The sequence below is a fragment of the Candidatus Thioglobus sp. NP1 genome, assembly GCF_003326015.1.
GTDB classification, from domain to species: domain Bacteria; phylum Pseudomonadota; class Gammaproteobacteria; order PS1; family Pseudothioglobaceae; genus Pseudothioglobus; species Pseudothioglobus singularis_A.
In genome coordinates, this window is sequence record NZ_CP023860.1 from 1,580,131 (window position 1) to 1,593,171 (window position 13,041).

A 13,041-nucleotide genomic window follows, 5' to 3' on the forward strand; every position below is an offset into this window, starting at 1 on the left:
GAGCAAGCTCTGGGTTTTTATAGTAAATTCATAATTATGATTTACAAGTTATTATCAAGCATAAATATTAAAAAGGATTTACATAATTACTTACACAGTTGGCATATGCATCCCAGCGTGAAGCTCCAAATTCAGTTCCATTAGAACTCTGAGGGCCTTTATTAAATAAAGTTCCATCAGCCAATGCTGATTCGAAAAGAGCAGTATTTGCATCAGATAGGCCTAAAGCATACTTACATGCTTCATGTGCCGCTTCAGTAACCTCAATTACCTCATCTTCGACTACAACCTCTCCAATAACTTCATCCTCAAGTGAAGCTCTATAAGCAGCAGTTGCAGCAGCAGCAGCAGCTCTCTCATCTTCTAATTTCTGTTGGAAAGCAGCAAGTGCCATTTCTCTTTCAATTTCAGCCATCATTTGTTGGGCAGCTAACTCAGCTTCAAGTTGAGCCTCAAAAGCAGCAAGTTCTGCCTCAATAAGTGAGTCTCTATAAGCAGCAGTTGCAGCGGCAGCGGCAGCTTTTTCATCAGCTAGTTTTTGTTGGAAAGCAGCAAGGGCCATTTCTCTTTCAATTTCAGCCATCATTTCAGCAGAAGCCTCATCAGCAAGAAGTTTTGCTTCAAAAGCTGCAATTTCTTTTTCTGTTTCAAGTTGTGCCATACGAGCTGCAATTTCAGCATCACGTGCCACCTTAGATTGATATACAGCAGTTGAAGCAGCAGCATCAGCTCTCTCATCTTCTAATTTTTGTTGAAAAGCAGCAAGAGCTGTCTCTCTCTCAATTTCTGCCATAAGTTCATCTGAAGCTTGATCGGCAAGAAGTTTTGCTTCGAAAGCTGCAAGCTCTTGATCAAGATTTTCATAATATGCTTCATCACGATCATCCCCTCCAGCAAAAACATTAAATGCCATTACAAAAACTATTAAAAATTTAATTAAATTGTTTATCACGTTAATCTCCAAAGATTTGTTAGTTATATATATAAATATATATATGTCTCTTTTATTTTATACTAGATATATTTTTTAAATTTACATAATTAATGAAATTATTTTTTGATAAATTTAAGCCTTTTTTTTATAATTCTAATCTTGAAGTAATCTCTAATGATTGCATGAAAGCTAGTGTTAAAGCTTTTAAAGTTAAAAATGGTAATGTACCAAAATGGGATGAAGCGATTGAAACTATCAATACTTTTTCTAAAGGAGAAGTAGTCCTCAATAGTCCATATATTCAAATTAAATGCAATGACGTAAATAGTGCTGAACTATTAATTGCATTAGAAAAACTTCTACCATGGAGGAAAGGTCCATTCATGTTTAATGATTTTAAGCTTGAAAGTGAATGGCAGGGAGATTTAAAATGGCGACGTATAAGTGAAAATATTAAGCCCTTAGTAAATAAAAATGTTTTAGATGTAGGCTCTGGTAATGGATACTTTACTCTTAGGATGGCAATGGAAGGAGCTCAAAAAGCACTTGGAATTGATCCTTTTTTATTATTTAATTACCAATTTCAAGCTATAAAGTCATTAATAGATTCTCCTTTAGAGGCTATGATTCTGCCAATAAGGCTTGAAGATATGCCTAAAAAGCCAATATTTGATAGTGTTTTTTCAATGGGTGTTCTATATCATCAGAGAGATCATATGAATCATTTAAATAATTTAAAAGCTATGATGGCTCCAGGTGCTGATCTTATTCTAGAAACTCTCGTAGTAGATGGTGAAAAAGGCTACTCCCTAATACCAAATGATCGATATGCAAGAATGAGAAATGTTCACTGCCTTCCAAGTATTGAAACTCTTAAATCTTGGTTGATTGATGCTAACTTTCGAAATATTAAGGTAATTGATATTAATAAGACATCCCCAAAAGAGCAAAGAAGGACACCCTGGATTGGTAAAGATGCAGCCTCATTACAAGATTTTCTTGATCCAAATAACTCCTCCTATACAATAGAAGGACATCCAGCTCCGACCAGAGTAATTATTATTTGCAACAACTAATTAATGATAATTTAAGCAGCTGGCGTATAATTCCAATTGTTTTTTTTAGGTAACCTAGATTTTGAAATATAATTTTCTGTTATGTTTTATTTTATTTTTAATGACTAAAAATGTTGTTGCTCAATCAACACCTAGTATTGTAGTTAGTATTAAACCAATTCATAGTATTGTCACAAAAATTATGGATGGAGTTACTAAACCTGAGTTGCTTCTAGATTCAAATAGCTCAGCTCATACTTTCCATCTTAAACCCTCGCAAATCAAAATGATCTCAAATGCAGATCTTGTAATAGTTATTAGTGAAAATTTTGAATTAGGATTAAGAAAAGCACTCAAAAATATTAATGAAGATTCTCATCTTAAAATTAGTGAATTAGATCAGCTAATAATTCATAATTCACGTGGTGAGGCAATATATAACAAAAATGAAGGTAGTAGTAAATTTGATTTTCATCTTTGGCTTGATGTAAATAATATGCAATTAATTGCAACATACATTAGTAATATTATTATTGAATTAGATCCAAAAAATAAACATACATATTCTGAAAATCTTAAGGAACTAAATCTGGAGCTGAATGAATTAAAGCAGCAGATAAAACAACAATTAGCCCCTTTTTCATCAACACCTTTTGCAATATATTCTGATACTCTTCAATATTTTGAGAAAAGTCTAGAACTTAAAAGGCCAGTTATCATAACTCCTTTTCATGGAGCAGGCCTCAGTATAAAAAGAACTATTGATGCTAAAAGAAAAATAAAAGATCTAAATATTTCTTGCTTAATTTATGACACAGAAGTGAAAGCTAAACAGCTACGCGTATTGTCAGAAGGTTTAAACTTAAAGTCATTTAAAATAGATATATTAGGTAATGAATTTACTCCAGGACCAGATCAATATTTTAATTTGATGAAAAAAACTTCAAGTCAACTTTCTTTATGTCTAAAGTAAGAAAAAATTTCAATAATGCTTCTGCTAATTATGATGACCATGCATTTCTGCAAAAAGAGATTGCAAATAGACTTTCTGAAAAATTGAATGTCATTTCTATTGATCCAAAAATAGTTATTGACCTTGGCTCAGGAACTGGCCTTCTGAGTAAAAAAATATCTGAGATATTCCCTAATACAAATTTAGTTTGTGTCGATTTTGCTCAAAAATCACTATTAACAAATCCTGAAAAATATAAAGTCTGTGCTGATGCATATCAATTACCATTTGCATCAAATAGTATTGACTGCATTGCCTCAAATCTAATGATGCAATGGTGTTCTGATGTAAAAACACTTCTTGATGAATGCTACAGAGTTCTAAAACCAGAAGGTCTATTTCTTTTTACTACCTTTGGACCTGATACCCTTAAGGAATTAAAACGAAGTTGGAAAGTTATTGACAATGAAGCTCATGTAAATGAGTTCATTGATATGCATGATATTGGTGATCAAATGTTGCAGTCTGGATTTCAAAGCCCAATCATGGAAATGGAAAAGCTCATACTCACTTATGAAAAAGTCATAGATTTAATGCATGATTTAAAGGCTATTGGTGCTCAGAATGTTGAAAATCAATCAAAATCATTAACTGGAAAAACAAAATTTAAAAAAATGATTGAGATGTATGAAAGTTATCGTGAGGATGGTAAATTACCTGCAACTTATGAAGTCATCTACGGTCATGCGTGGAAAATTGAAAAGAACTTTGGAGCTATATCATTAGAAAATTAAAAAAGGAATATTATTTATTCCTCTTAAATTAGCTATGTGATTTTTATCTGGTCACCAATCTTTAAAACACAATCCTCATTGGAAAGTAAAATTGCATTTTGGCCAAAAAATGCTCCATAAAGTTCATCACTAAATCCTAGACTAACAAGACTTGATAATGGCTCTTTGGGATCAATAATTTTTCCAGTATTCTGATTGATAGTAGTTACTTTACAACGCTTACAAGGCTTTCTTAATCCAAATTTATAATTACTTGATTCACACACTAAATCATAAGACGTTTTTTTCTCTATATCAGATAATCCTTTGAGAACTATATTAGGCCTAAATCGGTTCATTGTAACTTCTTGAGAACCTTTCTCCTTTAGACCATTATTTAATTTAGTAAGCGATTCCCATGTAGTTATTAAATAGGGGAACTGATCAGAAAAAGCACTTTCAGCATCTATTCCATTTAGATATTCTTCAGGAACTGTTCGTTGCCCTTGATTAGAAAATCTAACGAGGCGCAAAGATTTCCCATTATATTTGCCTAACTCATTAGTCAGCCAAGATGAAATAGCATCGCCCTCATCATTTGCATCGCAAGTATCTTCCCAAACTGAGACTCTTACTAAAGATTTTTTTTCATAAGTAAGTGAGACTTTAAATTCACTTTTATTTGATTTAAGGATAAGTTCACCAGTATTTATACTTACCTCAATTGTTGCCATTAACTCTTTTTCCCGCTGGGTAATAAACTTATAATCACAGTCTGTTATCATCCATTCACGATCATACTTGAAGCCGCGTTGAGAAGTTTCAGCATGAGTCAATTGAATACCTTTGAGAGATTTGACAGGGTAAATAAATAGATCAGTTATTTGAGCCATAGTATTCCCATAATTAAGCTATTGCTTTAATTTATAACCAGTTTGAAACATCCAAGCTATCAAAGCAATACATGCGCTTAAGAAAAGCAGAATCATTAATAAACTAGTTCCAACACTTACATCTGAAACTTCAAAAAAACTCCATCTAAATCCACTAACAAGATAAAGTACTGGATTGAAAAGGGTAATTTTTTGCCAAAGAGGTGGGAGCATAGATATTGAATAAAAGCTACCTCCTAAAAAAACTAGTGGGGTAATAATAAGGGTTGGAATGATTTGTAATTTCTCAAAATTATCAGCCCAAAGGCCAATAATAAATCCAAACAAACTAAAGGCAATACAGGTCAAAACTAAAAATGCTATCATCCAAAAAGGATGTGCGATATTCAACTCAACGAATAGGCTTGCAGTTGCTAAAATAATAGTTGCTAGAATTAATGATTTAGTTGCAGCAGCTCCAACATAACCAATCAATGTTTCATAAAAAGAAATTGGTGCTGACAAAAGCTCATAAATTGTTCCTGTAAACTTTGGAAAGAAAATACCAAAAGATGCATTAGAAATACTCTGGGTTAAAACTGAAAGCATTGTTAGTCCTGGCACAATAAATAACCCATAAGATACGCCATCAATATTTGCAATTCGTGAGCCAATTGCAGATCCAAAGACAACAAAATATAATGCTGTAGAGATAACTGGTGATGCAATACTCTGAAAAAGTGTCTTCCAAAAACGCATCATTTCGTTAAAGTAAATAACCTTTATAGCAGTGAAGTTCATGATTTTTCCTTTACTAAATCTACAAAAATATCCTCTAGAGTACTTTGGACTATCTTTAGGTCTCTTATAGGCAAGCCTGAATTAGTTATATCATTTAGAACATCTGAAATCTCAGTCTCATCTTCTTTAATAATATGTGTGTAGGAAATTTGCATACCGTCTTCTGATAAAGTAATACTATGTTTATCTAATGAGGATGGTATTTTCTTTACTACCTCTTTTAAATCAATGATGAATTCTTTTTTTCCAAGAGTTTCCATTAGATGATCTTTTGATTCAACTAATAATAACTCACCATTATTAATTACCCCTACTCTGTCGGCAATTTCTTCTGCCTCTTCAATATAGTGTGTTGTGAGAATGACTGTTACTCCATTTTCACTAAGCTTATGAACAATTTTCCACATATCTTTTCTGAGTTCTACATCAACACCAGCAGTGGGCTCATCAAGAAACAATACTTTAGGATTGTGCGATAGTGCCTTAGCAATTAAAACGCGTCTTTTCATTCCTCCAGAGAGCATTCTAATTTCAGAATTTTTTTTGTCAAAAAGAGATAGGTCTTTAAGAAGCTGCTCAAGATATACATCATCCTTCTTTGAACCAAATAAACCTCTACTAAATCTTACAGTACCCCAGACAGTGTCAAAGGATCCAAGAGTCAGCTCTTGAGGAACTAAACCAATCATTGCGCGAGTTTTTCTAAAGTCACTAATAATATCAAAACCATCAACTGTTACTGAACCTGAACTAGGTGAAATGATGCCACAGATAGTTGAAATTAGAGTCGTTTTACCAGCACCATTAGGACCTAAGAGAGCTAATATTTCGCCTTTTTTGACCTCAAGATTAATATTCTTAAGTGCATCAAGACCAGAGCCATAGACTTTACATAAATCTTTTATTGAAATTATTGAATCCATTAAATAAGTACGTTAGAGTTTAAAAAAGTAATGGCAATTTTACTTACTAAATTAGCCTTTATATAACTATATAAATGTTGTGATTATTAATTACGTAAAGAACAACATTAAACTTTTTGATTATTTATTAATTTCACTCAGCCAAGGAGGATTTGCACCTTTTTTTGTTACGGTAATACTTGCTACTTTATTGGCAAAAGAAAGTGTGCTTTCAAGCTGAGTATTGTTGATACTATTTAAACTTTCTCTATCTAATAAGCCTTGTTCATCAAGGTGAAGTAAAAAACCTCCATTAAAACTATCACCCGCTGCAATAGTATCAACCACGTCAACTTTTTGACTCTTAACAAATACATCTTTGCCATTATCATAAATTACTTTTGAACCCTCAGCACCTAAGGTTAATATGACGAGCTTAACGCCATTATGAAGCCAATCTTTACTAACCTCATTAAAATCCTGTGCTCCATAAAGATAGCGATAGTCTTCATCTGATATTTTAATAATATCAACTTTAAAGGTTAGCTCAACAAAGCGGTCAAAATAGTTTTTCTTATTTTCAATAAAATCAGGTCGGATATTAGCATCAAAATAAATTGGTAAGTTACCAGCAACTTGCTCTATAAGCCACTGCCAGCTCGACCCACAAGGCTCTGCCTGAAGACTAATTCCTCCAACCAATAATGCCTTTGCCTCCTTTATTTTATTTACAAAAGGTTCGAGACTAGTTTGATCAAGCATTCTGCCTGCCGAATGTTCATCAACAAAAGTGTATTCCGCAATGCCATTAACTACATCAGCATAAGCTAGAGTTGTTGGACGGTTAGTTTCAATAATAAAGTCTTCTTTAACCTTTGAATGTCTTAGAGAATTCTCAATTAGCTCTCCATAACTATCATTAGATATGGCACCAAAATAATAGCTTTTAGCGCCTAATCTACCAAGTGCGATTGCTGAATTGAAGTTACTTCCACCAACATGAGGTGTGTATTCAGCCTCCCCGACAAAAGAGACCATATCGATTAAAGATTCGCCGGCGCAGATTATCATTTTTACTTACTTAGTCTAGTTTAGAAAATTATAAAAGACGTGAACCATTTTTAATAGGTAAATCATTAATAGCTAAAACCACTGAATTATCTTTTCGATAAAATCCCAAAACTAAGCATTCACTCATAATTGGTCCAACCTGTTTTGGCTCAAAATTTATAACCGCCATCACTTGTTTTTGATTTAACTGCTCTATCGAATAAAGATCTGTAATTTGAGAGCTCGATTTTTTTATACCAAACTCTGACCCAAAATCAACATGTAATATGAATGCAGGCTTTCTGGCCTCTGGAAAAATTTCAGCCTTAACTATTGTTCCAATTCTTATGTCTACTTTTTCAAAATCCTGCCAAGTAATAGTCATGTGTTTTCCTAGCTCTCAAGGAGTTCATTAATACTCTGCTCAAGTGCAGCAGTAAATTCAGGATCATTACCCGGATTAGCAGCACAATGGCCCCATGGTGAGTTGAAAGGCCTAAAATCAGCATTTGATATAGATTTAGCTTCAATGGCATTATCCTCTGGAGGAAAGTAAAGGTCATGAGTACATGGCATTAAAATAGTTTTAGCTTTAATACCCTGTAATGCCATCCCAATATCTCCATTGTATAATGGCCCTATACTTATATCACTAGTCTGCCAAGTTGCCAGTTTACAAAGAAGATTATTAGCATCCCAATTCTCAACATGATCATTTTCCCAATCTACTAATAAATCTTCTAAAGTTTGATAGCCAATTTCTTTAAATAACGATTCACGATAAAAGGTCTGGGAGAATGCCCATCCAGCATAGACTCTTGCAAATGCCTTTAGACCCCGAGTTGGTGGAGATATGTAATCACCTTGATTCCAACTCTGATCAGCACAAAGTGCAGATCTTACTCCTTCGAGGAATACAAAATTATGTGGTGAAGTTTTAGCTGATGCACAGAATGGTAAGATTGCATTAACAAAATTAGGGTACTGAGCAGCCCATTGGTATGCCTGGCACCCAGCCATCGACCAACCTGTAACGAGCGCAATTTTTTCAACACCAAGTTGCTCAGTCAAAAGCCTATACTGGCAAGCAATGTTATCCCAAAGAGAGATATGAGGGAATCTTGGGCCGTCCTGAGGAGCTCGAGAGTTACTTGGTGAAGAAGAAAGTCCATTACCAAATATGTTGATAGAAATAATAAAATGTTTGTCTGGATCTATAGCTCTTCCTCTTCCAAAAAAACCCTCATTTCGCTGATGAGATCCAGTATAAAAAGTAGGTAAGACTACTACATTATCTTTACTGCTATTAAGCTTACCGTATGTTTTATAAATTAAGAAAGCTGAATTTAGTACTTCTCCTGACAAGAGAGAAACATCTCCTAATTCAAACTTATCATAATCCATTAGAGCATCTTATTTTGTAATAAATATTTAATAGAGCTAACAATCCAAAGTATTATCTCGCTCCCACTGACTTAAATGAGAAGAGAAATCATTCCATTGGCTTTGTTTTAATTTTATATATGCATCAATTATATTATCGCCAAGCCTCTCTCGTAAAACGTCACTGCCTTCTAATAATCTAAGAGCATCAAGGAGATTTCGAGGAAGTTGCTTATAGCCCTCAATATCTTTACCAAGCTCATACATATTTATATCCAGTGGATCTCCTGGATCACGATTAGCAGCAATGCCATCAAGTCCACAGGCAAGAATTGCAGCTTGCATCAGATAAGCGTTTGCTGCACCATCCATTAAGCGTAACTCAAAACGACCAGAATCTGGAACTCTAATCATATGAGTTCGATTATTTCCTCCATAAGTGATAGAGCTAGGAGACCAAGTAGCACCAGAGAGTGTTCTTGGCGCATTGATTCGCTTATAACTATTTACTGTAGGATTAAAAATTGCAGTTAATCGATCAGCACTATGCATAATTCCACCTAAAAATTGATAGGCAAGAGGGGATAAACCTAAACCACGTTTATCATCTTTACCATTAAATAAATTTTTAGAGCCATCAAGATTCCATATTGATAGATGAGAGTGGCAGCCATTCCCAGTTAAATGGGTAAATGGTTTTGGCATAAATGTTGCTCGCATTCCATGGAGTTCAGCAATGGACTTAACCATAAATTTAAAAAATACTTGGCGATCAGCAGTTTTTAGAGCATCATCATAATCCCAGTTCATTTCAAATTGACCATTAGCATCTTCATGATCATTTTGATAAGGGCCCCAACCAAGCTCTATCATACTATCACATATCTGCTTAATGACTGGGTATTGACGCATCAAAGCTTGTTGATCATAACAAGGCTTGCTTTGCTGATCTTTTTCATCAGCTATATCAGAGCCATCATCGTTAATAAGATGGTATTCGCACTCAACACCAGTTTTCATTCGAAACCCTAACTTCTCAGCTTCAGCCAGTTGACGTTTTAGTGCAACTCGCGGTGAAGCCTCAACAGGCTTTCCATCCATCCATAAATCTGATGCCAGCCAAGCCACTTCCTTGTTCCACGGTAATTGAATTAGGCTATCAGGATCTGGAATAGCGAACATATCAGGATGCGCAGGAGTCATATCTAGCCAAGCAGCAAAGCCAGCAAAGCCAGCACCATCTTTTTGCATATCATCTATAGCTCTTGCAGGAACAAGCTTTGAACGCAGACTTCCAAAAAGATCGATAAAGCTAATTAGAAAGTATTCAATACCTCTTTCTGCAGCAACTTTACTAAGTTTAATAGCCATAATTTCTCCTATTTATTCGTTATTATTTATATTAATTATATTCCACCCTTACCAGGAATCCAATCAGTTCCAGCTAAAGGTACCCCCGCCATCGCAGCAGCTTCCATCGTTAATGCTACCATATCCTCAGGCTCTAGATTATGCACATGGCTCTTTCCACAAGCACGGGCCAATGTTTGCAACTCAAGAGTAAGGACATTTATATAATTTGCTAGTCGACGACCCCCTAAAATTGGGTCCAATCTCTTTGCAAGCTCTGGATCTTGAGTCGTAATTCCAGCTGGATCATTTCCTGCTTGGTAGTCATCCCAAAAACCTGCTGCTGATCCTATTGCCTTATATTCATCATCAAATTCAGGGCTCTGATCACCCAAGGCAATCAATGCAGCTGTTCCAATCGAGACAACATCGGCTCCTAATGCTAAAGCTTTAGCAACATCGGCGCCACTTCGAATTCCACCTGAAACAATTAATTGTACCTTTCGATGCATATCCATCTCTTGAAGTGCTTCAACAGCCATTCTAACTGCAGGAAGTGTTGGTATACCTACGTGTTCAATAAAAACATCTTGCGTTGCTGCAGTTCCACCTTGCATCCCATCAACAACAACAACGTCAGCGCCCGCCTTCACAGCTAGAGTAACATCGTAAAAAACACGAGTGGCACCGACCTTGACATAAATTGGCTTTTCCCAGTTTGTTATTTCACGTAATTCCTGAATTTTTATTTCAAGATCATCAGGGCCAGTCCAGTCTGGGTGACGACAAGCAGATCTTTGATCGATGCCTTCTGGAAGATTTCGCATTTGAGCAACTCGCGGGGAAATTTTTTGTCCTAAAAGCATACCACCACCACCAGGCTTTGCGCCCTGACCAAGGACAATTTCAATCGCATCCGCCTTGCGTAAGTCATCTGGATTCATTCCATATCTTGATGGTAAGTATTGATAAACTAAAGTTTTAGAATGACCTCTTTCCTCTTGGGTCATCCCTCCATCACCAGTAGTTGTCGATGTACCTGCTAAAGTTGCCCCTCTTCCTAAAGACTCTTTAGCTTGCGCTGAAAGGGAGCCAAAACTCATACCAGCAATTGTAATCGGTGTTTTCAAATGAATAGGATTTTTTGCAAAACGATTTCCTAAAACTACTTCAGTTGTGCATTTTTCTCTATAACCCTCTAAAGGATAACGCGAAGTTGAAGCCCCAAGAAAAACCAGGTCATCAAATGTAGGAATATCTCTTTTAGCGCCAAAACCCCGAATATCATAAATACCTGTTTTAGCAGCTCGCTGAATTTCAGCAATAACATGTCTTGGGAAAGTGGAAGATTCTATTAATGTTGGATTATCTTTACTCATAATCTATTCTCCTTAGTATTCATCAACTTGATCAATGTCAAAATTATATAATTTTCGTGCAGAACCATAACGTCGAAAATCTTCAACATTAAAACTCATTTTTGATTGGCTTAATAATTCTTCTAATTCTTTTTTATGCTCATCTCGCATTTCTTTTTCAACACAATCTGTTCCAAGGCTCTTAACCTTTCCTCTCACATAAATTTTTGCCTCATAAATAGAATCTCCTAATGCATCTCCAGCATCACCACAAACTACTAAAGATCCAGATTGGGCCATAAATGCACTCATATGTCCAATATTGCCGCCAACAACAATATTTACACCTTTCATTGAAATCCCACATCTTGAACTTGAATCACCCTCTATAACTAATAGTCCACCATGAGCAGTAGCAGCAGCATATTGAGAAGCATTTCCAGTTACACGAACCTCACCAGACATCATATTCTCAGCTAATCCTGGTCCAGCGTTTCCATTAATTACTATATTAGCTTGTTGATTCATACCCGCACAATAATAACCAACATGGCCATTAATCTCAACATTGACCTTAGACTTTAACCCAACAGAAAGAGCATGTTTTCCGACAGTATTATTTATGGTAAATGTATCTCCTGCAGAACCCCCTTGTAATTTTTCATTAAGCTCTCTGACGCTGCTTTTATCTAAATTAATTTCTGTCATGCTGGACTCCTTTTCCAGCTATAAATCTGCGTTGGTTCTGGCTCCCAAATACGAGCATTTTCAGCACCTGGCAATGTTGCAATAGCACGATATTCAGAAGACATTGCAGCCCAATCATCAGTTTCAGCCATTATTGCTGGCTTACAGCCAATGGGGTCTCGCATTACAGCAAAACCATCTCTAGTTCCAATTGCAAAAGTATAGAATCCGTCTAAATCTTCAATTGCGTGATTCAAAGCTTGGTCCAAATCATCGCCTTCACTAAGACGCCAACTCAAGTATCCAGCAGCAACCTCGCTATCATTATCGGTCTTAAATTGAACACCATTTCTGCTTAAAGTTTCTCTTAACCTATTATGGTTAGATAATGAGCCATTATGCACAAGGCACAAATCTTGCCCCGTAGAAAAGGGATGTGAATGCTCTGTTGTTATTGCACTTTCTGTTGCCATTCGTGTATGGCCCAGAGCATGCGTACCACTCATACTTTTAATATCAAATTGATCAATGAATTCTGCAGGATTACCTTTGCCTTTAAAAATCTCAATATTTGTCCCTGCACTAGTAATACTAAGGTCACTCCAATTCTCATTAATCCAATCCTGAACCTCATCGATTTCAGAGTCTAGACTTAAAACTGCATGATTACGGGTTATAGAGATATTTTTTAAAGCAAACTTACTTTTAATTGCATCCTCTAAAACACCCCAATCAAAATCTTGCTGTTGAGTAAGAATAGTAATCTTACAACCATCCTTTTGAGGGTTGCGGTAAACCGCTATCCCTGCGCTATCTGGTCCTCTTTCAGTCATCTCACTGAGCATGGGAGCTACTAATGAACCTAATTCAGACTCAAGAGCAGGATTTTTAATAAAAAGTCCAACAATTCCACACATAAAAACT

The 13,041-nt window shown here is 35.5% G+C and carries 14 protein-coding genes; 3 read left to right on the plus strand and 11 right to left on the minus strand.

The genetic code is table 11. The features are described from left to right. Positions 1-67: 67 nt before the first annotated feature. Positions 68-952: a coiled-coil domain-containing protein gene (locus CRN91_RS08105; RefSeq protein ID WP_254424936.1), complete on the minus strand. Its 885-nt coding sequence runs from the start codon at positions 950-952 to the stop codon at positions 68-70. 92 nt (positions 953-1,044) lie between these two features. Between CRN91_RS08105 and cmoB the strand changes: the two genes are divergently transcribed. From cmoB to bioC, 3 genes are all read left to right on the plus strand, one after another. After that, positions 1,045-2,010, plus strand: a complete 966-nt coding sequence (gene cmoB, locus CRN91_RS08110) for a tRNA 5-methoxyuridine(34)/uridine 5-oxyacetic acid(34) synthase CmoB (protein ID WP_114115923.1) — start codon at positions 1,045-1,047, stop codon at positions 2,008-2,010. A 100-nt stretch (positions 2,011-2,110) separates the two neighbouring features. Beyond that, entirely contained in the window at positions 2,111-2,962 is an 852-nt protein-coding gene (locus CRN91_RS08115) for a zinc ABC transporter substrate-binding protein (RefSeq protein ID WP_114115924.1), read from the plus strand. Further along, the gene (gene bioC, locus CRN91_RS08120; protein ID WP_114115925.1) at positions 2,950-3,735 is read left to right on the plus strand and encodes a malonyl-ACP O-methyltransferase BioC; all 786 of its coding nucleotides are present in this window, start codon (positions 2,950-2,952) and stop codon (positions 3,733-3,735) included. Before CRN91_RS08115 ends, bioC begins: the two co-directional genes overlap by 13 nt. 32 nt (positions 3,736-3,767) lie before the next feature. On the opposite strand, the gene CRN91_RS08125 is transcribed toward bioC, so the two are convergent. From CRN91_RS08125 to CRN91_RS08170, 10 genes are all read right to left on the minus strand, one after another. After that, positions 3,768-4,607, minus strand: a complete 840-nt coding sequence (locus CRN91_RS08125) for an MOSC domain-containing protein (RefSeq protein ID WP_114115926.1) — start codon at positions 4,605-4,607, stop codon at positions 3,768-3,770. Between the two features lie 18 nt (positions 4,608-4,625). After that, entirely contained in the window at positions 4,626-5,387 is a 762-nt protein-coding gene (locus CRN91_RS08130) for an ABC transporter permease (protein WP_114115927.1), read from the minus strand. Then, complete coding sequence (locus tag CRN91_RS08135) at positions 5,384-6,310, minus strand: ABC transporter ATP-binding protein (RefSeq protein WP_114115928.1); 927 nt, start codon at positions 6,308-6,310, stop codon at positions 5,384-5,386. Before CRN91_RS08135 ends, CRN91_RS08130 begins: the two co-directional genes overlap by 4 nt. Before the next feature lie 120 nt (positions 6,311-6,430). Then, positions 6,431-7,360: a carbohydrate kinase family protein gene (locus CRN91_RS08140; protein ID WP_114115929.1), complete on the minus strand. Its 930-nt coding sequence runs from the start codon at positions 7,358-7,360 to the stop codon at positions 6,431-6,433. Between the two features lie 28 nt (positions 7,361-7,388). After that, positions 7,389-7,724 (minus strand): tRNA-binding protein, encoded by a 336-nt coding sequence (locus CRN91_RS08145; protein WP_114115930.1) that lies wholly within the window; start codon positions 7,722-7,724, stop codon positions 7,389-7,391. Between the two features lie 8 nt (positions 7,725-7,732). After that, positions 7,733-8,743, minus strand: coding sequence for an alpha/beta fold hydrolase (locus tag CRN91_RS08150; protein ID WP_114115931.1), 1,011 nt, complete (start codon positions 8,741-8,743; stop codon positions 7,733-7,735). A gap of 36 nt (positions 8,744-8,779) precedes the next feature. Further along, positions 8,780-10,093, minus strand: a complete 1,314-nt coding sequence (gene glnT, locus CRN91_RS08155; protein WP_114115932.1) for a type III glutamate--ammonia ligase — start codon at positions 10,091-10,093, stop codon at positions 8,780-8,782. Between the two features lie 35 nt (positions 10,094-10,128). Next, complete coding sequence (locus tag CRN91_RS08160) at positions 10,129-11,451, minus strand: FMN-binding glutamate synthase family protein (RefSeq protein ID WP_114115933.1); 1,323 nt, start codon at positions 11,449-11,451, stop codon at positions 10,129-10,131. 12 nt (positions 11,452-11,463) lie between these two features. Then, entirely contained in the window at positions 11,464-12,138 is a 675-nt protein-coding gene (locus CRN91_RS08165) for a GltB/FmdC/FwdC-like GXGXG domain-containing protein (protein ID WP_114115934.1), read from the minus strand. Next, a complete protein-coding gene (locus tag CRN91_RS08170) occupies positions 12,135-13,034 on the minus strand; it encodes a class II glutamine amidotransferase (protein ID WP_114115935.1) in 900 nt (299 codons plus the stop codon). The genes CRN91_RS08165 and CRN91_RS08170 overlap by 4 nt, the downstream gene beginning before the upstream one ends. Positions 13,035-13,041 lie beyond the last annotated feature (7 nt).

Bases quoted from the DNA above. Each gene is read 5' to 3' on its own strand.
- cmoB (WP_114115923.1), top strand. From the start codon at position 1,045: ATGAAATTATTTTTTGATAAATTTAAGCCTTTTTTTTATAATTCTAAT.
- CRN91_RS08115 (WP_114115924.1), top strand. From the start codon at position 2,111: ATGACTAAAAATGTTGTTGCTCAATCAACACCTAGTATTGTAGTTAGT.
- bioC (WP_114115925.1), top strand. From the start codon at position 2,950: ATGTCTAAAGTAAGAAAAAATTTCAATAATGCTTCTGCTAATTATGAT.
- CRN91_RS08125 (WP_114115926.1), bottom strand. From the start codon at position 4,607: ATGGCTCAAATAACTGATCTATTTATTTACCCTGTCAAATCTCTCAAA.
- CRN91_RS08130 (WP_114115927.1), bottom strand. From the start codon at position 5,387: ATGAACTTCACTGCTATAAAGGTTATTTACTTTAACGAAATGATGCGT.
- CRN91_RS08135 (WP_114115928.1), bottom strand. From the start codon at position 6,310: ATGGATTCAATAATTTCAATAAAAGATTTATGTAAAGTCTATGGCTCT.
- CRN91_RS08140 (WP_114115929.1), bottom strand. From the start codon at position 7,360: ATGATAATCTGCGCCGGCGAATCTTTAATCGATATGGTCTCTTTTGTC.
- CRN91_RS08145 (WP_114115930.1), bottom strand. From the start codon at position 7,724: ATGACTATTACTTGGCAGGATTTTGAAAAAGTAGACATAAGAATTGGA.
- CRN91_RS08150 (WP_114115931.1), bottom strand. From the start codon at position 8,743: ATGGATTATGATAAGTTTGAATTAGGAGATGTTTCTCTCTTGTCAGGA.
- glnT (WP_114115932.1), bottom strand. From the start codon at position 10,093: ATGGCTATTAAACTTAGTAAAGTTGCTGCAGAAAGAGGTATTGAATAC.
- CRN91_RS08160 (WP_114115933.1), bottom strand. From the start codon at position 11,451: ATGAGTAAAGATAATCCAACATTAATAGAATCTTCCACTTTCCCAAGA.
- CRN91_RS08165 (WP_114115934.1), bottom strand. From the start codon at position 12,138: ATGACAGAAATTAATTTAGATAAAAGCAGCGTCAGAGAGCTTAATGAA.
- CRN91_RS08170 (WP_114115935.1), bottom strand. From the start codon at position 13,034: ATGTGTGGAATTGTTGGACTTTTTATTAAAAATCCTGCTCTTGAGTCT.